Origin of the sequence: Thiopseudomonas acetoxidans, from assembly GCF_030362935.1 — a bacterium.
In the GTDB taxonomy this organism is placed as follows: domain Bacteria; phylum Pseudomonadota; class Gammaproteobacteria; order Pseudomonadales; family Pseudomonadaceae; genus Thiopseudomonas; species Thiopseudomonas acetoxidans.
In genome coordinates, this window is record NZ_JAUCDY010000006.1 from 1 (window position 1) to 17,987 (window position 17,987).

Below are 17,987 nucleotides of genomic sequence, written 5' to 3' on the forward strand. Positions count from 1 at the left end.
AGTAGTCCGAAGGGTAGATCAGGTTTGCGAATAAGAGAATGGACTTGCAGTGAGTGTGGTGTCACTCACGACCGCGATGTTAATGCGGCCAAGAACATTCTTGCGGTCGGGCATGATCGTCTAGTTGTAGGAATCCCCGTCCTTTAGGGCGGGGAGGATGTCAAGAAGTTACATTATCCGAGGTGCTGGCATGGCGTTATTACCAACGCATATGGCATAACGTCATCGCCACAATAGGACCGGTTTTGTAAATTTAGCGTAGGGAGCTGAACAAAAGAGTGCAAAACAAATTGGGGGTATCGCAAACCCCTAAAAAGCACAAAGCCCCGTGGTTAGGGGCTTTTGGCATTATGATTGGTGCCCAGGAGAAGACTCGAACTTCCACGCCCTTGCGAGCACTAGCACCTGAAGCTAGCGTGTCTACCAATTTCACCACCTGGGCATTGCAGCATTAGATTAGGCACGCATATATGTCGTGTACAATCTAAATTGCGCGTGTACTATAGGTGCATGATTGTTGTTTGTAAAGTACTACATAATAAAAATCTGTCAGAAAAAGTTGTAATTTTTAATGGTTGAAAAGGAAAGAAAATTTGAAAGCCAAATGGCACCCCCTCGATCCTGAGGCTGCGCTAGAAGCGCAAAAATATGAGAACCCCATTCCAAGTCGTGCTTTGATTTTGCAGCACTTGGAACAACGTGGCGCGCCTGCTTCACGTGAGCAATTATGTGCAGAGCTGGGTCTTTATACTGAAGAAGATATCGAAGCCGTACGTCGGCGTTTGCGCGCGATGGAACGTGATGCGCAAGTGGTTTACACCCGTCGCGGTGCTTATGCACCTGTGACCAAATTGGATTTAATCGCCGGACGCGTGCAAGGGCATCGTGATGGTTTTGGGTTTTTAATCCCAGATGCTGGCGGCGGTGATATTTTTTTAGGTCCGGTACAGATGCGTCGTCTATTTGATGGCGATCGTGTGCTGGTTAGAGTAACCGGAACAGACCGCCGTGGGCGTCCTGAAGGTGTGGTCGCTGAGGTTGTGAGTCGCGCCCATGAAAAAATTGTCGGACGTTATAACGAAGAAAACGGTTTAGGTTTTGTTATTCCAGACAATACCCGCATGCAGAACGAAATCTTTATCAGCCCGGGCTGTGCTAATAATGCGGTGATTGGTCAGCTAGTTGAAGTGGAAATTACCCACTGGCCCACGACTCGTATTCCTGCGCAGGGTCGAGTCTGTCAAGTGCTGGGGGATTATATGGCTCCAGGTATTGAAATCGATGTGGCACTGCGTAATTACGACATTCCCCACGAGTGGCCTAAGGCTGCTTTAGCAGAGGCGAGTAAATTAAGCCCTGATGTGGATGAGGCGGATAAACAAAAGCGCATAGATTTACGTCATTTACCCTTTGTGACCATTGATGGTGCGGATGCGCGTGACTTTGATGATGCGGTTTGCGCTGTGGCTGATGAGAAAAACGGTTGGCGCTTGTATGTGGCCATTGCGGATGTGTCGCACTATGTTGAAGTTGGATCGGCGTTAGATAAAGAAGCAGCTAAACGTGGTAACTCGGTGTATTTCCCTGGGCGCGTGATTCCCATGCTGCCTGTGCAGCTGTCCAATGGTCTGTGCTCGCTAAACCCTAAAGTTGATCGTTTGGCTATGGTATGCGAGGTGACTCTTTCACGCTCGGGTAAGCGTTTAAGCTATTGTTTTTACGAGGCGGTTATTCAGTCACAGGCGCGGCTAACTTACGATGAAGTCAGCTCCATGCTGGTTGAGCCTGAAAGCAAAGAAGGTCGACAAGCCAGCAAAAAACACAGCACGTTGTTACCCCACTTACAGCAGCTGTATTTGCTGTATAAGGCATTAGCCAAACAACGCAAGCAACGTGGGGCGATTGATTTCGAAACCCGTGATACCTATATCGTTTTTGGTGAAGATCGCAAAATTGCGGAGATTTTGCCTACTGAGCGCAATGATGCACATAAATTAATTGAAGAGTGCATGCTCTGTGCTAACGTGGCAATGGCGGACTTTTTGCGTACCAGCAAGATTCCGGGCTTGTACCGCATTCACGCAGGACCTACAGCAGAAAAGCTAGAGAAACTGCGCGGTTTTCTTGGCACAATTGGTATGTCCATTAACAATGGTAAGCAAGATCCTACGCCTAAGGACTATCTGCGTTTGCTGGAGCGAATTCATGATCGGCCAGATTTCGAAATTATCCAAACCGTGATGTTGCGCTCGTTAAGTCAGGCGCAATACAGTCCTGAAGACATTGGTCACTTCGGTTTGCATTATCAGTCTTATACGCACTTTACCTCACCGATTCGTCGCTATGCCGACTTGCTTAACCATCGCGCTGTACGCAGTGTTATTCGTTCGCGCCGCCAAACTGAACTGGTGCGTCGTGCGGGTGCGGGACCTTTAGCTAAAGCCAAGATTTACCCCTATGACTATGCACGACTAGAGCAAATAGGGACGGATGTTTCGGTCACAGAGCGCCGTGCTGATGAAGCAACACGGGATGTGGTGAACTGGCTCAAGTGTGAGTTTATGCAGGAACATATCGGCGAGACTTTTACCGGTTCAGTGACTGCCGTGACAGGTTTTGGCCTCTTCGTGGAGCTGGATGACATTTATGTCGAAGGTTTGGTGCACGTTACAGCACTGCCGGGTGATTATTACCACTTTGAGCCGCTTTATCATCGCCTGGCAGGTGAGCGCAGTGGCCGCAGCTACCGTCTTGGCGACAAGGTTGAGGTGGTTGTAGCGCGGGTTGATTTGGATGAGCGTAAGATTGATTTTGAGCTAAGTCCCGCAGAGCACGCAGCACCAGTTAAACCAGCTAAAGGCAAGGTTGCTATGCAGGCGGGCGGTGCAAGCACTAAGAAAAAAGCCAAAGCCGCTGCGGAAAAACCAAAGAGCGCTACCAAGGTAGAAAAAAAGCCGGCTAAGAAAAGTAAGCGCAAGCCCGTGAGTAAGTCGAGGAAGTCAGGCTTCTATGAATGATTTAGAGCAAGTCTATGGCGTGCATGCAGTTACTGCTTTATTGCGCCACCATCCCAAACGAGTCAAACAACTGTATCTGCTGCAAGGCCGTCAGGATGCTAGCGTGCAGGCAATTATGGAGCTGGCGCAGGCGGCTAAGTTAGCGCCTCAGTTGGTTGACCGTGCTCAGTTGGACGAAAAAACCGAAGCCGTGCATCAGGGTGTTTTGGCTTATGTAAGCCCAAGTCAGGTGTGGGGTGAGCCCATGCTGGATGAGTTGTTGGATCGCCTCGAGCAGCCGGCTTTGTTGCTCGTGCTGGACGGTGTTACTGATCCGCATAACCTCGGTGCATGCCTGCGTACCGCCGATGCGGCTGGTGTGCATGCGGTAATTATTCCCAAGGATAAATCAGCCACCATGAATGCCACTGTACGCAAGGTGGCTTGCGGCGCGGCAGAGGTTGTTCCTTTGGTGGCGGTGACTAATCTGGCGCGTACGCTGAAAAAATTACAGCAGCAGGGGATATGGATTGTTGGCGCAGCTGGTGAGGCTCAGTGCAGTCTGTATCAGCAGGACTTATCAGGTCCTATGGCGTTAGTAATGGGCGCAGAGGGTAAGGGCATGCGCCGATTAACCCGCGAACACTGCGATTACCTCGTCAGCTTACCCATGCATGGCAGCGTGAGTAGCTTAAATGTGTCGGTTGCCACCGGTGTTTGTTTGTTTGAAATGCAACGGCAGCGCATGAGCGTGAAAAACAGCTAAGGAAGCGTTTGCGCTTGGGGTGCGTTTTCGGTAAGATGTGCGCCCCTGTTGGGTCTGCTTTTTGCAGCACAACAGGTTTTCATTCACTCCTTGCCTGACTGTATTGCAGCAGGCTATAACCCGTAAGGAGCTTTTATGCGTCATTACGAAATTGTGTTCCTGGTTCATCCGGATCAGAGCGAACAAGTCGGCGGCATGGTTGAGCGTTATACCAAGCTGATCGAAGAAGATGGTGGTAAAATTCACCGTCACGAAGACTGGGGCCGTCGTCAACTTGCTTATGCAATTAACGAAATTCACAAAGCCCACTATGTATTACTTAATGTTGAGTGCAGTAGCAAAGTATTGGCTGAGCTGGAAGACAGCTTCCGATACAACGATGCAGTGCTACGTAACCTGATCATCCGTCGTGATGAAGCGGTTACAGAGCAGTCCGAAATGCTTAAAGCGGAAGAAAACCGTGGTGAGCGTCGTGAGCGTCGTGAGCGTACTGAAACTGTTGAAGACACCGATGATGAAGATGGTGACGACGACAGCGATGAAGACTCTGACGAGTAATTGCAGCCCATTAAGGAGACATAGTCATGGCACGTTTTTTCCGTCGTCGTAAGTTTTGCCGTTTTACCGCTGAAGGCACTCAGGAGATCGATTACAAAGATCTGAACACCCTGAAAGCCTATGTTTCAGAAACCGGCAAAATCGTTCCTAGCCGTATTACAGGCACCAAAGCCAGATATCAGCGTCAGCTGGCAACCGCTATTAAGCGCGCGCGTTTCTTGGCTTTATTACCGTACACTGATAGTCACGATCGTTAATTCAGGGTTTTTACCCTAGTAAAGGAAATTAAAGCATGCGCCCACTCGCTAATTTTATAATGCGCGGACGTATGCAGGCAATTCTGGTAGTAGGAATTTCTGCTGCGATACCTGTGCTTTTTTGGCTCAGTGCTGCAGCGGCAGGCCTAGTGCTGATGCGCAAAGGGTTTGCACAAGCAGCGCCTGTATTGATCTGGGCACTAATACCCGCAGCAGTATGGGCCGTTTATGGCGACCCTATAGCCTTGTTGGTGATTTGTAGCACTTTGGCATTAGCCCAGGTGTTACGTGAAACATCGGCTTGGCTCAAAGTGCTAATTTTTAGTATTTTGCTCGGTTTGGGCTGTGTTTGGGGGCTACAGGCTACCTTCGCAGAACCCATAGCAGAACTAGTCACGGCGATTAGTGCTGCACTACCGCAGATGTTGTCGGGTATGTACGAGGAGCTTTCAGCAGAAGATATTTTGAAGTTGGAAAACCTGTTAGCGCCAGTTTTAATTGGGCTAATGGCTGCTACCATTCAATTTATGAGTTTGCTGAGCTTGATGCTGGCGCGCTATTGGCAGTCTATTTTGTATAACCCAGGTGGTTTTGGTAAAGAGTTTCACCGTATACGTCTACCTAGGCTGGTAGCAGTAGCTTTAGTGGCAGCCATGATTTTGGCACCTAATATTTCTATAGTTATTGCGGGCTTAACACCTCTATGCGCTGTTGTTTTAGGGGTTGCAGGTCTGGCGTTGGTACACGGCTTGATGGCAAAGCATAAACTGAGTAGTTTTTGGCTGATTGCTTTGTATTTAGGTTTGATTTTCTTTGTCCAACTGCTGTTTCCTTTATTGGTAATAATGGCTCTGGCTGACAGTTTGTTTGATTTTCGTGGCTTGCATGTATCTAAAGCAGATGCAGACTGACACGAACGGTGTAGATTAATATTCAAGAGGTGAGACTCAAATGGAAGTCATACTGCTAGAAAAGGTTGCCAACCTCGGTGAACTTGGTGACAAAGTAACAGTTAAGGCCGGTTTTGGCCGTAACTTTTTATTACCGCAAGGTAAGGCTACTGCTGCTACTGCAGAGAACATTGCATTGTTTGAAGCACGTCGTGCAGAACTTGAAAAAGCAGCTGCTGAAAAGCTGGCTGCGGCACAAGCTCGCGCAGAGAAGCTCAATGAGTTGGTAGTGACTATTACTGCTAATGTTGGTGAAGAAGGTAAGCTCTTTGGTTCCATTGGTACCCAAGATATTGCCGACGCATTGACCGCAACTGGTGTAGAAGTTGCGAAGAGTGAAGTTAGTTTGCCACAAGGCACTATCCGTCAAGCTGGTGAATTCGAAATTAGCTTGCAGCTACACTCTGAAGTTACAGCAGCCATCAAACTGGTAGTTGCAGGCGAGTAAGTCTGTTAATTGCTAGGTGATGTGCTTAAGAAATCTCTGAGTAGCATTACTAAGTCCGCAATCGCAGTCTAAGTGGCTAGGTAGAGATGCTTAAACAAAGGCACGTGTTCTTGTTGAATACGTGCCTTTTGTTTTCTGCGCTAATGCTATTTAATAGCGCTTTGGTTTGAACAGAAAATACAGTGGTTTGACTATGTACGAGACACAAGCTCCCCAACAATATGATTTAGAAACAGCTGCCTTAAAGATCCCGCCACACTCGGTCGAAGCTGAGCAATCAGTTCTAGGCGGATTGGTACTGGATAACAGTGCGTGGGAGCGCATCTCGGATCAATTGATAGACCGTGATTTTTACCGTCATGACCACCGTTTAATTTATCGCGCGATTTACACGCTAGCCGAACGTAACGAACCCTTTGACGTGGTGACTTTGGCTGAGTTTTTAGAGAAAGACGGCAGCCTAGCGCAAGCAGGCGGCTTGGCCTATTTGGGTGAATTAGCTGCCAATACACCCTCTGTGGCGAACATCAGTGCTTATGCGAAAATCGTTCGAGAGCGCGCTACATTACGCCAGTTAATCAGCGTCAGTAATGAGATTGCCGACTCCGCGTATTACCCCAAAGGGCGTGAGGGTGATCAAATACTGGACGAGGCCGAGCGTAAAATTTTCCAAATTGCTGAAGCAAGACCCAAGTCAGGTGGGCCAATAGCCTTGAATCAGCTGCTAGCCAGCACTGTTGATACCATTGATATGCTGTATAACAGCGACTCGCAAATTACCGGACTATCAACAGGTTTTACTGATTTAGATGAGAAAACTAGCGGTTTACAACCATCAGACTTAGTTATTGTCGCTGGGCGCCCGTCGATGGGTAAAACCACCTTTGCGATGAATTTGGTGGAAAATGCGTTGATGAAATCGGACAAGACGATTCTGGTGTTCTCGTTAGAGATGCCCGCTGAGTCGTTAGTTATGCGGATGATTTCATCACTAGGGCGTATCGAGCAAGGACGTGTGCGTACTGGCAAGCTGGATGATGAGGATTGGTCGCGCCTTACCTCTACCGTTGCGCTATTACAAAGCCGCAAGCTTTACATCGATGATACTGCAGGAATTAGCCCAACAGAGATGCGTGCTCGAGCACGACGCGTTGCTCGTGAGCAGGGCGAAATTGGTTTGATCATGGTCGACTACTTGCAACTGATGCAGTTAGGCGGGAGCAGTGAGAACCGAGTCAATGAGATTTCTGAAATTTCACGCTCGCTAAAAGCCTTGGCTAAAGAGTTTAACTGTCCTGTGGTGGCTTTGTCGCAGTTAAACCGTTCGTTGGAACAGCGACCTAATAAGCGGCCAGTCAACTCTGACTTGCGCGAATCCGGTGCGATTGAACAGGATGCTGATGTGATTATGTTTGTGTACCGCGATGAGGTTTATCACCCGGAAACCGAGCATAAAGGCATCGCTGAAATTATTATCGGTAAACAGCGTAACGGTCCTATTGGTACCACACGACTTATGTTCCATGGTCGCTACACGCGCTTTGATAACTTAGCGCCCGGCAACTACAACTTTGAAGATAATTAATTTACCGGCTTAGGCTCTGGTGTTAAGGGGTCGGGTGCTACTTTGTGCGCGCGAAAGTGGGCCACATAGGCTTTATCCACCGTGCAGATATGATGCAGAAGCCAGTCTTTTAATAGCTTAAGCATTTCTGTATTGACGACTTCACCGCTGTCATGACGTACCAATAAATCCATTACGTTGTGACAAAAGACATTGTGCTGCGCTTTGTGAGCATCGGTTTCTGGATAGCCCAAACGCTCAAACAGCTCTTCCTCGATGATGAAGTGGTTCATGGTGTAATCCACTAACTGTTCGAGTGCATGCTGAATTTCAGGGTGTTGTGTTTCGTTATTGTTAATGATTTTATGCAGGCGGTTGGTTAGCTCAAATAGCCACCTGTGTTGTTTGTCTATTTCTTCAATTCCGATTTCAAGACCTTTCGACCACGGCATGAACGTCATTGCTTCCCCGCATGTTTTACAGCAAAGTCATGGTGTTTAAGAGGTGCATTAATGTAGTGCATTATTTTCCCGAAAGAATTCAACATAGGCTTTATCAACCTTTGTGATGTGGTTAATAAGCCAGTTTTTCAGCAGCTCTAATGCTTCAGCACCAACAGTTTCGCCTGAGTCGTGACGCTCCAGCAGTCCCATTACACGCTTACAAAAAACATCATGCTGCTTTTTATGTCCTTCAGTTTCAGGGTAGCCCAAACGGATAAATAACTCTTCTTCAACGATAAAGTGGTTCATGGTATAGTCGATAAGTTGTTCCAATATGTCACCGATGCGCTCAGGATCCTGTTCACTTTGGCTCATTGTGGTATGCAGTTGATTGGTTAGATCAACAAGCCATTGATGTTGTTCGTCAATTTCCGCTATACCGATTTCCAGCTCGCTCGTCCAAGGCATAAATACCATAACTATCCCCCTGCACCTTATTCCTTATTGTTGATAGCGCGTTTTAGCGTGCAATAGGAGTGCTTGTGATGATTCTTGTCAATAAATGCAGTATCGAACTAAATATCTAGACTAAAGGGGAGGTTGTCGGCGGGGGATTTTGGCAGCACGTATAAAAAAACCCGCCGAAGGGCGGGTTTAAAGGTGCGGGCTAGGATGTTTATTGCTGTTCGCGCTCAATGGCACGGTAGCCAATATCCTTACGGTAGAAACTGCCTTCCCAGCTGATTTTTTCCGCCAATTTGTAGGCGTTGGCTTGAGCTTCAGCGACCGTCTCACCCAGCGCCGTAGCACAGAGTACCCGACCGCCCGAGTTAATCACCTTGCCGTCTTCTAGGCGCGTGCCAGCGTGGAACACCTTGCCATCCAGCTTGGCAGCAGCGTCTAAGCCATCAATGGCGTGCCCTGCGCTGTAATCGTCTGCAGGATAACCGCCAGAGGCCAACACAACGCCTAAGCTGGGGCGTGGATCCCACTGCGCTTGGACTTTGTCTAAGGCTTTGGCCAAGGCCGCTTCGATCAGCAGAATCAGGCTGGACTCCAAACGCATCAAAATAGGCTGGGTTTCGGGGTCGCCAAAACGGCAGTTGTATTCAATGATTTTAGAGTTCCCGGCTTTATCAATCATCAAGCCGGCATAGAGAAAACCGGTGTACACATTGTCTTCCGCTGCCATGCCGCGAACAGTTGGATAAATGATTTCGTCCAACACACGCTGGAATACGGCATCGGTGACCACAGGGGCAGGGGAGTAAGCACCCATGCCGCCAGTATTGGGGCCGGTGTCGCCATCACCTACGCGTTTGTGATCTTGGCTGGTGGCCATTGGCAGCACGTTTTCGCCGTCCACCATGACAATAAAGCTGGCTTCTTCGCCATCTAGAAACTCTTCAATCACCACCCGCGAACCTGCTGCACCAAAGGCATTGCCAGACAGCATATCGATGATCGCAGACTCCGCTTCTTCGAGCGTCATGGCGACAATCACCCCTTTGCCCGCGGCTAAACCGTCGGCTTTGATGACGATAGGCGCGCCTTTTTCACGCACGTAGGTCAGTGCTGCCTCGGTGTCGGTGAAGTTGGCGTAGTCAGCGGTTGGGATATTGTGACGGGCAAGGAAGTCTTTGGTGAAGGCTTTGGAGCCTTCTAGTTGCGCTGCTTTAGCCGTTGGACCAAAAATAGCCAAACCACGTGCGCGGAAAGTATCCACTACGCCCAGCACCAAAGGTGCTTCTGGACCAACAATGGTCAGTGCTACTTGGTTTGTTTCAGCAAAATCCGCCAGCTTGTCTAGTTCGGTAACGCCAATGTTGACGTTTTCGCACTTGGCTTCTGTGGCGGTGCCGGCATTACCGGGAGCCACAAAAATCTTGGTGACGCGTGGGTCTTGCGCGACTTTCCATGCCAGCGCATGTTCACGTCCGCCATTACCAATGATTAAAATATTCATGTGCAACCCTCAATTAGTGTCGGAAGTGACGCATACCGGTAAAGACCATGGCGATATCGGCTTCATCAGCAGCGGCAATCACCTCGTTGTCACGCATGGAACCACCGGGCTGAATCACCGCACGGATACCGGCTTTAGCCGCGTTATCAATGCCGTCGCGGAAGGGGAAGAAGGCATCAGAGGCCATTACCGCGCCTTCGACCTGCAAACCAGCATGCTCGGCTTTGATCGCGGCAATGCGAGCTGAGTTAACACGGCTCATTTGCCCAGCGCCTACGCCGATGGTTTGGCGGTTTTTGGCGTACACAATAGCGTTTGATTTCACAAACTTGGCGACTTTCCAAGCAAAAATCAGATCGTGGATTTCTTGTTCAGTCGGAGCACGCTGGGTGACCACCTGTAAATCCTCTGCGCCAATCATGCCGATGTCGCGACTTTGTACCAGCAGTCCACCGTTGACTCGCTTGAAGTCCCAGGCAGCGCTGCGTTGTTCGGACCACTGACCGCATTCCAGCAAGCGTATATTGGCTTTGCTGGCAACAATCTCACGCGCGGCAGCAGAGATGCTTGGGGCGATAATTACTTCAACAAACTGGCGCTCAACAATGGCTTGGGCAGTATCACCATCCAATTCACGGTTAAAGGCGATAATGCCGCCAAAGGCTGATTCAGTGTCAGTTGCATAGGCCAGCTCATAGGCCTGACGAATGCCACCCTCTGCTTCTGGTACCACAGCTACGCCGCATGGGTTGGCATGTTTAACAATAACGCAAGCCGGCTTCACAAAGCTTTTCACGCACTCAAGTGCGGCATCGGTATCGGCTACGTTGTTAAAGGATAGCTCTTTACCTTGGATTTGCATGGCGGTGGCTACGCTGATCTCTGCCGGTTGTGCTTCCACATAAAACGCGGCCGCTTGATGCGGGTTTTCGCCATAGCGCATGTCTTGCGCTTTGATGAATTGCGCATTGAAGGTTTGTGGAAAGGCGCTGCGGTTCTCTGTGCTGAGAATGGGTGCATCTTGCGCGATAGTGCCCAAATAGTTGGCAATCATGCCGTCATAGGCGGCGGTGTGCTCAAAGGCTTTTAGTGCAAGGCTAAAACGTGCAGCATAGGTGAGGCCGCCGTCTTTGAGTGCGGCAATAATATCGCTGTAGTCGCTCGCATTTACTACAATCGCTACGTCTTTATGGTTTTTCGCGGCGCTACGCACCATGGTGGGGCCGCCAATGTCGATATTTTCAATCGCATCGGGCAGGGTGCAGCCTTCTTTCGCCACGGTGGCGGCAAAGGGGTAGAGGTTCACGGCAACCAGATCAATGGGCTTGATGCCGTGCTCATCCATCACTGCGCCATCTTGCGCACGGCGACCTAAGATACCGCCATGAATTTTAGGGTGCAGGGTTTTTACCCGACCATCCATCATCTCAGGGAAACCTGTGTAATCTGCTACTTCAACAGCGGGAATGTCGTTGTCGCGTAGCAGTTTAAAGGTGCCGCCTGTGGAGAGGATTTCTACGCCTAGCTGGTCAAGCGCTTGGGCAAATTCAACCACGCCGGCTTTGTCAGAAACACTGATAAGCGCACGGCGTACGGGGGTTTTTAGGGTTTGATCAGTCATGGAGCTTCCTGGATTAATCAGAATAGCGTCTGCATGGCGCAGAGCCATTAAATAAGGTTGTAGTCTTTGAGCTTTTTACGCAGAGTGCCGCGATTTAGGCCGAGAATTTCAGCCGCTTTGCTTTGGTTGCCTTGAGCATGCTCCAGTACTGTTTTGAGCAGGGGAGCCTCCACTTCGCTAAGGACGAACTGGTATACATCCGTCACATCAGCGCCATCAAGGTGGGCAAAGTAGCTGTGCATGGTTTGTTCAACGCAGGCGCGTAGTGTCATGCAGTCGTCTGTAGCAAAGGTGCAAAAGGGTGCTGGTTCTGTGGTCACTTTTGGTTTTCCGTTGTTAATACTTGATCAGGCTTTTAAGCTGCATGTTCGACGCCTAGTTGTTCAAGACGTTGTAAATAGTTCGCAATGCAGTCTAGTTGAGCCTCAGGGCATACGACTTGATTGATATCGCGGCGTAAAAGCGAGGCATCAGGAAACCTCCCTAAATACCAATGTATATGCTTGCGCGCTATGCGCACGCCCATGGTAGAGCCATAGAAGTCGTGCATTTTAACAAGATGCGCCGATAAGATCTCCTTTATTTCTCTTATCGGTCTGGGTGCAAGTTTCTCACCGGTACGCAAAAAATAGCTGATTTCTTGAAATATCCAAGGACGACCTTGTGCCGCACGACCTATGAGCAAACCATCGGCTTTGGTGTAATCCAATACATAGCGAGCTTTCTCGGGGCTATCTATATCACCATTGGCTAACACTGGGATGCTAATGGCTTGCTTCACTTCAGCGATGCTGTCGTATTCTGCGTTACCTAGAAAACGATCAGCGCGGGTGCGGCCATGTATCGCAAGCGCGCAAATGCCTTCTTGTTCGGCTATGTTGGCTATCTGTAGGGCGTTTTTGCTGTGCTGATCCCAGCCGGTACGGATTTTTAGTGTTACGGGTGCATCTACCGCATTAACGACGGCATGCAGTATCTTGGCGACTAGTAATTCATCTTTAAGTAAGGCGGAGCCAGCTGCTTTGCTGCAAACTTTTTTGGCCGGACAGCCCATATTGATATCGATAATCTGTGCGCCCATGGCAATGCATTGCTGCGCGGCGTGGGCCATTTGCTCGGGTTCGGTGCCGGCAATTTGGATAGAGCGCGGCTCTGGATCGCTTTCATCGAGTAATCTTAGGCTGGATTTGCGACTGTTCCACAGGCTGGTATCGCTGGTGAGCATTTCTGCCACAGCCATGCCCGCGCCTAATTGGCGGCATAGTTCGCGAAAGGGGCGATCGCTGATGCCAGCCATGGGGGCTAAGACAAGGTTGTTACTCAACGCGAATGAGCCAATCTGAAATGCTGTCATAAAAGAAAACTGCACGGCAAAGTAGGGGTAAAAGGTGGTTTAAGCAGGCTGCGTACACAAGTGCAATCAGCTAATGTGGGCTTGCTCTACAGTTAAAATGCAAAGCGCAAATGCATTCCCCTAAGTGGCTGTGCAGTTTGCGCTTGTTGTAGCTTGATCCGTTTGCTTTACAAAAGAGCTTAATTATCGTCGGCGGTAAATTCGTAGCTCATTTTCACTGCAGGTTGCTGTAAATAATAGCCCTGAATGTAATGCACACCCGCTTGCCATAAAACCGTTAACACGGAAGCTGATTCAACCATAGGAATGATGGTTTGCTTGGATTGTGCGTGCAGCTCTGACAGAGTTTCTAGCAAAGCTGCTTGGCTGGCTGAGTCCGCGATTTCTTGGGTGAAAGAGCCATCCATTTTCACAAAATCAACCTGCATGTGCTTAAGCGTATTTAATGGATTTACTGCACAACCAAACTGCACAATAGCTATCTGGCAATCAAGCTTGATTAAACCCTCGGCCAATTGCTTGGCTTGTTTTAAATAGGTTACAGCGTCAGTTTCACGAATTTGTATGATTAATGATTGCGCAGGCAAACGCGCTGCTTTTAGCACCACGGTTAACCAAGCAAGCAACGAGGGATCTTGTAAGCTGGCGCTGGAAATATGGATAAACAGGCGTGTGTCATGACCCTTAGCACGGTGCTCCGTTAAGGCTTTGATGGCATTGAGCAGCACCCAGCGGTCAACCTTTCCAGCGAGGCCGGCATTAATCGCATCCGTCATAAAATCAGCAGGTGAAATTTCTTTACCGGCCGGGGTAACTAAACGTAGCAACACTTCGTAATGTTCGTGACTATCGCCGCGTAGACTGACAACTGGCTGGAACAAAAGACGGAATTCGTTTTTGTCCAAGGCTTGTTGAACCATGGCTTGTACATCACCACGGCTGGCGGCTGCGGCGATATCATCAGCGGGGTTATGGATTTTTAACCCGTTTCCGGACTCTACTTCATCGGCACAGCGGCGAGCGCGTTCTAAAACTTTTGCTGCTTTAGGTGTTTTTTCGCTTAGCAATGCTGCGCCAATCGACAAGGTAACTTGTGCGGTACGGCCATCTATATCAAATAATTTAGCTTCAGTTGTTTGTAGCAACTTGGTGAGCTCATCCTGAACTTGTTCAGGCGTTTTGTTGGGGTGAATAACGGTGAATGCATCATCAGCAAAGCGAGCAATGAGTGCTGACTCACTTAAGGCTTCGCGTGCTAAAACAGCCAGCCCAGTCAATAACGTATCAATACCGGCGATACCTATATCAGCTTGCAAATTAGCAAGATTATCCAACTGTATATAGGCCAAACTGGCTGGCTCGCCATCACGCACAGCGCGATCTGCAGCAGCATCCATCAGTTCTAAGAAGTGCTGACGGTTAAACAGGTTGGTGACTGAATCTAAGGTGCTTATTTCGCGTAATTTTTCTTCCAGTTCAGCGTTATCACTGGCGGTGCGAATCACCACTTGAATGCAGGGTTCACCATCGTACTGGGCTGGAGAGAATGACATAGAAGCTTTAAAACTTTCGCCGGCGGCTGTCACGCCTGTAAACATGAAGTCAGCTTTGCCTTTGTCCGTGCCGTAGGATTTAAGAAAGTCTTTAAAGCCGGCATGGTCTTGGCTATCGATTAGATCGATCATCGGCATGCCTTCTAGCGCGTCGGCATCAGCATATTCAAACAGGCTTAAATACGTGCGGTTAGCATAGATGTGCATGCCGTCATGTACATAACTGATGGCATCCATAGAGCTGTCTAGCAGTAGTTGGCAACGCTTTTCCACTTCGTGCAAAGCCAGTTCTGCTTCGCGACGCTGGCGGCGCTCTTCAAGATTCGCTAACTCACGTTTAGCCACTAAAATAAGACGCTCGTCTTCATTCATGGGGACAGCATCGTTGGCACCCAGTTCTAATGCTTCGGTAATGCTGTCCGAATCATTGTTTTCTACCAGCATGATAAAAGAGGTGTCGCGTGCGGTTTTTTGTAACACCATGAGCGCGTCTTCTGGAGATAATTCATCGCAGTTAGGTGCTGCAATAAATAAGTCCCAGCTTTGGGTTAATGCTTGCTCAAGCTCAGTGATTTGGCAAATACGGTGTACCCGTGTTGCATGACCGGCGTTACGAAAAAGGCTGACAATGCGTTCGGCCTCATTCTGCGATTGCTCAAGAAGCAATAAACGAATAGTTTTCTTATTAATAGTCATATAAAACCGTAAAGCTCATTTTTATTACAATTATAAGATTTTCCAGAGAGAGTCAAAATCATCTGCTGGCTTGTTGGGTTTCGCGTCAACGGTAGCAAATGTTGAAGCAGCGGCGCTGGGAATTTCTACACTAGCGGCTTGCTTAGGCTGAACCGCAGTGCTTACTTTGTATTCGTATTGACTGATGCTTGCCGTGTGAATTGAGCGCTTGCCTAAAGTGGCTTTGGTTTCAGTTCCAGCATGGTTGATATTAACTCGGCTGCCTTCTTGAAACGGAATGCGTGGTGTAATGAGGCTAGCTGGGCGCGATATTGCTGGAATCTCAGGAACCAGTAAACCACGTAAATAATTACTCGGCTCCCCGCCCGGACGTACTAATTGCACACCGCAGGGTTGTGCGTTAGGTGCCAATAATTCTACACCAATTTGTGCGCCGCCATTGCGAATTTGTCGAATCCAACGAATCACAGCGGTTACCCAGCTTTTGCATGAATCACTACTCAACCCAATGATATCACCTGCTTGGAGCTGTGAAGGTGCATCCTTATCCCACTCTAAACAGTAACCTCCCGGGCTTTGGTTAACAATGCTGATGTTGTAGGTCGGATAAACGGTGGCGATTTCTTGAGCCAGCTCTGCTTCATTCTGCTCTTGGGGTGTGTAGTTGATGACTTCATCAAGCAGAGAGTCTGTGCCATTGTCTTGCGCATCAAAGGCGTTAGCCCAAATGTCTGGTGCGCGATTGTCATACGAATAGTTGGCTTTGCTGATATGTGGTTTGGCTAAGGTATTATCAAAACTTACTTGTCCTGCTAGATAATAGTGTACAGCCGTCATACCCAAGCAAAGCTCAAGTGTGCCTGAGCTGGGAGTGCGCTTGAAGTCTCGCTTAGCAATGTCGCCCCATGCGCTGCATAGCTGGTAGATAAAAGTCGACTGCGTGCCCGCAGGAATAAATACTTTTGCGTTGTGTTTTTTGCCTTCCGGCAAATTAATCCATTCTTCGAGTGCGCTGGCTAAAGCTCTAGTGTCTAGACCCAGCAGAACCTCGGTTTTGCTGATATTTAATAAAGCTTTGTATCTAGGTGGTGTATCGCTATGAGGTGCGACAACAAACAGTGTCGTGGCAGCGTCCACGCTTTGAAGCGAAGCTAGATGACACCAGTGTGGCAGCGTGCTCGCCAGAAGAGAGATATCACGTTGACGCATTTGGTTGATACGGGCGCAACCTAACAGTAATGCGCAGCTGTAAGCCTGCTCGATAGATTGCTCTTTCAGATCGCCCAATAAAGGGTCTTTAAGCTTGGTGGTTTGTATGTTGTGTTTGCAGGCTAGTACATACAGCTGATGTAGGTCGAACCACAAACTAGCAGGCACAGGGTAATAAAGTTGGTAAGAGCGTGCTAAAGCAGAATAAAGGCTTTGTGTGGCTCTTTGTATGGCGTACGCAAGAATGTTGTTGCGTTGTGGCTGTGTTTGCGCCTGATGTTGGCTGATACACAGCTTATAGCCCGTGCTGAGCATGTTTTGTAATGCTTGGCATAGATTGGCTACTTTGCGACCGCGCTCATCCAATATAACGCTTTGCAGCAAGTGGTTTTTTTCAAGCTGCTTGGTAATAAAGCTAACTTCAGGGCGAATTATTTCGATGAGTTGAAAGCGTATTTCAGCGCTCACCTGTAGTCGATTAAGCTCAACTAGAGATTGGTAGAGCAGACGGGCTAGCTCACCAATATTGGCTTTAGGTAGACCATTGATCCAAGTTGTTAAATCGCGCGCCGTGGGCTTACAAAACGACAGGGTAGTTAAGTCCTGTGTAGGCGTTTGTAGCGATAATAACTGGTTCGGCTTATCCATTAGTCAAAAAACTCCAGTGTGAAAAAGGTGTCGATTATATAGCTTTATTACTTGCGCGAACCGTGAATCATGTGGCGTTGTGCGGATTTTGGCCATAAAAACCTAAGGGTTGTCCCATATTTACAACGCTGAGCTCGCCCAACTGCTCTTGCCACTGAACTGCGTCCGCCGCAAAAAGAACAATAGCAGTGGAGCCTAATTTAAACCGCCCAAGCTCGGCACCTTTTTCTAGTATTACCGGTTGGCGCGCTTCGTCTGTATAGCTAAATGAACGCAGTTCACGCTTTGGTGGTGTGACAAGACCCGCCCAGACAGTCTCAATACTGGCAACTATCATCGCGCCGACCAGCACCACGGCCATGGGTCCTGCCTCGGTATCAAAAATACACACCACACGCTCATTGCGCGCAAATAGCTCCGGCACGTTTTCTGCTGTGGTTTGATTGACTGAAAAAAGACGGCCTGGCACATAAATCATTTCTTTCAGGGTGCCAGTTACAGGCATATGCACCCGGTGGTAGTCGCGTGGTGATAAGTATACCGTACAGAAATTACCGCCCATAAAGGTTTTTGCGCGCAGGCTATCGCCCCCCAGCAACTCATTGACGCTGAAACACTGGCCTTTAGCTTGGAAAATTCTACCGTGTTTGATTGTCCCGATCTGACTGATAGCGCCATCGGCTGGGCTCACCACTGAGCTAGGTTCGGCATCAATGGGTCGAATCCCAGGCTTTAATGCACGGGTAAAAAAATCATTAAAGTGCTTAAACTGCTGCGGATCTTCTTGTGCTGCTAGGCTCATATCGATCTTGTAGCGTTTAATAAACCAGCTAATCAGTCTGTTTTTAAACCAAGGCGCTTCACACTCCGCTAAGCAGCCAATTAACCGTGACAGCCCATGATGTGGCAAGGCGTATTGTAGGAAGATAAAGAGTTTTTGTTTTAAGTTCATGTTTCT

At 48.7% G+C, this 17,987-nt stretch carries 17 protein-coding genes and 1 tRNA gene; 8 read left to right on the forward strand and 10 right to left on the reverse strand.

The window, feature by feature from the left end; genetic code table 11:
* The first annotated feature begins 24 nt into the window (after positions 1-24).
* The gene (locus QEZ41_RS06190; protein ID WP_289410678.1) at positions 25-147 is read left to right on the forward strand and encodes a zinc ribbon domain-containing protein; all 123 of its coding nucleotides are present in this window, start codon (positions 25-27) and stop codon (positions 145-147) included.
* A 208-nt stretch (positions 148-355) separates the two neighbouring features.
* On the opposite strand, the gene QEZ41_RS06195 is transcribed toward QEZ41_RS06190, so the two are convergent.
* Positions 356-442 (reverse strand) — tRNA-Leu (locus tag QEZ41_RS06195).
* Positions 443-593: 151 nt separating this feature from the next.
* Between QEZ41_RS06195 and rnr the strand changes: the two genes are divergently transcribed.
* The 7 genes from rnr (at position 594) to dnaB (ending at position 7,560) form a co-directional block, all read left to right on the forward strand.
* On the forward strand, positions 594-3,017 hold the full coding sequence (rnr, locus tag QEZ41_RS06200; RefSeq protein ID WP_289410529.1) for a ribonuclease R: 2,424 nt from the start codon (positions 594-596) through the stop codon (positions 3,015-3,017).
* Positions 3,010-3,762 carry a 23S rRNA (guanosine(2251)-2'-O)-methyltransferase RlmB gene (rlmB, locus tag QEZ41_RS06205; protein WP_289410530.1) on the forward strand — a complete coding sequence of 251 codons (753 nt, stop codon included), beginning with the start codon at positions 3,010-3,012 and terminating at the stop codon, positions 3,760-3,762. The genes rnr and rlmB overlap by 8 nt, the downstream gene beginning before the upstream one ends.
* A gap of 135 nt (positions 3,763-3,897) precedes the next feature.
* On the forward strand, positions 3,898-4,320 hold the full coding sequence (gene rpsF, locus QEZ41_RS06210; RefSeq protein WP_289410531.1) for a 30S ribosomal protein S6: 423 nt from the start codon (positions 3,898-3,900) through the stop codon (positions 4,318-4,320).
* Between the two features lie 26 nt (positions 4,321-4,346).
* Entirely contained in the window at positions 4,347-4,577 is a 231-nt protein-coding gene (rpsR, locus tag QEZ41_RS06215; RefSeq protein ID WP_289410532.1) for a 30S ribosomal protein S18, read from the forward strand.
* Between the two features lie 35 nt (positions 4,578-4,612).
* Complete coding sequence (locus QEZ41_RS06220; RefSeq protein WP_289410533.1) at positions 4,613-5,488, forward strand: YybS family protein; 876 nt, start codon at positions 4,613-4,615, stop codon at positions 5,486-5,488.
* A 40-nt stretch (positions 5,489-5,528) separates the two neighbouring features.
* Complete coding sequence (gene rplI / locus QEZ41_RS06225) at positions 5,529-5,975, forward strand: 50S ribosomal protein L9 (RefSeq protein ID WP_289410534.1); 447 nt, start codon at positions 5,529-5,531, stop codon at positions 5,973-5,975.
* A gap of 193 nt (positions 5,976-6,168) precedes the next feature.
* A complete protein-coding gene (gene dnaB, locus QEZ41_RS06230; RefSeq protein WP_289410535.1) occupies positions 6,169-7,560 on the forward strand; it encodes a replicative DNA helicase in 1,392 nt (463 codons plus the stop codon).
* Here the strand turns inward: dnaB and QEZ41_RS06235 are convergent.
* From QEZ41_RS06235 to asd, 9 genes are all read right to left on the reverse strand, one after another.
* Positions 7,557-7,991: a bacteriohemerythrin gene (locus QEZ41_RS06235; RefSeq protein ID WP_289410536.1), complete on the reverse strand. Its 435-nt coding sequence runs from the start codon at positions 7,989-7,991 to the stop codon at positions 7,557-7,559. The two genes, dnaB and QEZ41_RS06235, sit on opposite strands and share 4 nt — an antisense overlap.
* Positions 7,992-8,048: 57 nt before the next feature.
* On the reverse strand, positions 8,049-8,459 hold the full coding sequence (locus QEZ41_RS06240; RefSeq protein ID WP_289410537.1) for a bacteriohemerythrin: 411 nt from the start codon (positions 8,457-8,459) through the stop codon (positions 8,049-8,051).
* Positions 8,460-8,658: 199 nt separating this feature from the next.
* Positions 8,659-9,948: a phosphoribosylamine--glycine ligase gene (gene purD, locus QEZ41_RS06245; protein WP_289410538.1), complete on the reverse strand. Its 1,290-nt coding sequence runs from the start codon at positions 9,946-9,948 to the stop codon at positions 8,659-8,661.
* A gap of 13 nt (positions 9,949-9,961) precedes the next feature.
* Entirely contained in the window at positions 9,962-11,569 is a 1,608-nt protein-coding gene (purH, locus tag QEZ41_RS06250) for a bifunctional phosphoribosylaminoimidazolecarboxamide formyltransferase/IMP cyclohydrolase (RefSeq protein WP_289410539.1), read from the reverse strand.
* A 47-nt stretch (positions 11,570-11,616) separates the two neighbouring features.
* Positions 11,617-11,841: a DNA-binding transcriptional regulator Fis gene (gene fis, locus QEZ41_RS06255; RefSeq protein WP_289410679.1), complete on the reverse strand. Its 225-nt coding sequence runs from the start codon at positions 11,839-11,841 to the stop codon at positions 11,617-11,619.
* Between the two features lie 83 nt (positions 11,842-11,924).
* Positions 11,925-12,923, reverse strand: a complete 999-nt coding sequence (gene dusB, locus QEZ41_RS06260) for a tRNA dihydrouridine synthase DusB (protein WP_289410540.1) — start codon at positions 12,921-12,923, stop codon at positions 11,925-11,927.
* A gap of 179 nt (positions 12,924-13,102) precedes the next feature.
* Positions 13,103-15,172, reverse strand: coding sequence for an EAL domain-containing protein (locus QEZ41_RS06265; RefSeq protein ID WP_289410541.1), 2,070 nt, complete (start codon positions 15,170-15,172; stop codon positions 13,103-13,105).
* Positions 15,173-15,202: 30 nt separating this feature from the next.
* Entirely contained in the window at positions 15,203-17,029 is a 1,827-nt protein-coding gene (locus QEZ41_RS06270) for a cyclic-di-GMP receptor FimW-related protein (RefSeq protein WP_289410542.1), read from the reverse strand.
* A 67-nt stretch (positions 17,030-17,096) separates the two neighbouring features.
* A complete protein-coding gene (gene asd, locus QEZ41_RS06275; RefSeq protein WP_289410543.1) occupies positions 17,097-17,981 on the reverse strand; it encodes an archaetidylserine decarboxylase in 885 nt (294 codons plus the stop codon).
* Positions 17,982-17,987 lie beyond the last annotated feature (6 nt).

Excerpts from the sequence above, each read along its gene's own strand:
- rlmB (WP_289410530.1), top strand. The coding sequence starts at position 3,010 with ATGAATGATTTAGAGCAAGTCTATGGCGTGCATGCAGTTACTGCTTTA.
- rpsF (WP_289410531.1), top strand. The coding sequence starts at position 3,898 with ATGCGTCATTACGAAATTGTGTTCCTGGTTCATCCGGATCAGAGCGAA.
- rpsR (WP_289410532.1), top strand. The coding sequence starts at position 4,347 with ATGGCACGTTTTTTCCGTCGTCGTAAGTTTTGCCGTTTTACCGCTGAA.
- QEZ41_RS06220 (WP_289410533.1), top strand. The coding sequence starts at position 4,613 with ATGCGCCCACTCGCTAATTTTATAATGCGCGGACGTATGCAGGCAATT.
- rplI (WP_289410534.1), top strand. The coding sequence starts at position 5,529 with ATGGAAGTCATACTGCTAGAAAAGGTTGCCAACCTCGGTGAACTTGGT.
- dnaB (WP_289410535.1), top strand. The coding sequence starts at position 6,169 with ATGTACGAGACACAAGCTCCCCAACAATATGATTTAGAAACAGCTGCC.
- QEZ41_RS06235 (WP_289410536.1), bottom strand. The coding sequence starts at position 7,991 with ATGCCGTGGTCGAAAGGTCTTGAAATCGGAATTGAAGAAATAGACAAA.
- QEZ41_RS06240 (WP_289410537.1), bottom strand. The coding sequence starts at position 8,459 with ATGGTATTTATGCCTTGGACGAGCGAGCTGGAAATCGGTATAGCGGAA.
- purD (WP_289410538.1), bottom strand. The coding sequence starts at position 9,948 with ATGAATATTTTAATCATTGGTAATGGCGGACGTGAACATGCGCTGGCA.
- purH (WP_289410539.1), bottom strand. The coding sequence starts at position 11,569 with ATGACTGATCAAACCCTAAAAACCCCCGTACGCCGTGCGCTTATCAGT.
- fis (WP_289410679.1), bottom strand. The coding sequence starts at position 11,841 with ATGACACTACGCGCCTGCGTTGAACAAACCATGCACAGCTACTTTGCC.
- dusB (WP_289410540.1), bottom strand. The coding sequence starts at position 12,923 with ATGACAGCATTTCAGATTGGCTCATTCGCGTTGAGTAACAACCTTGTC.
- QEZ41_RS06265 (WP_289410541.1), bottom strand. The coding sequence starts at position 15,172 with ATGACTATTAATAAGAAAACTATTCGTTTATTGCTTCTTGAGCAATCG.
- QEZ41_RS06270 (WP_289410542.1), bottom strand. The coding sequence starts at position 17,029 with ATGGATAAGCCGAACCAGTTATTATCGCTACAAACGCCTACACAGGAC.
- asd (WP_289410543.1), bottom strand. The coding sequence starts at position 17,981 with ATGAACTTAAAACAAAAACTCTTTATCTTCCTACAATACGCCTTGCCA.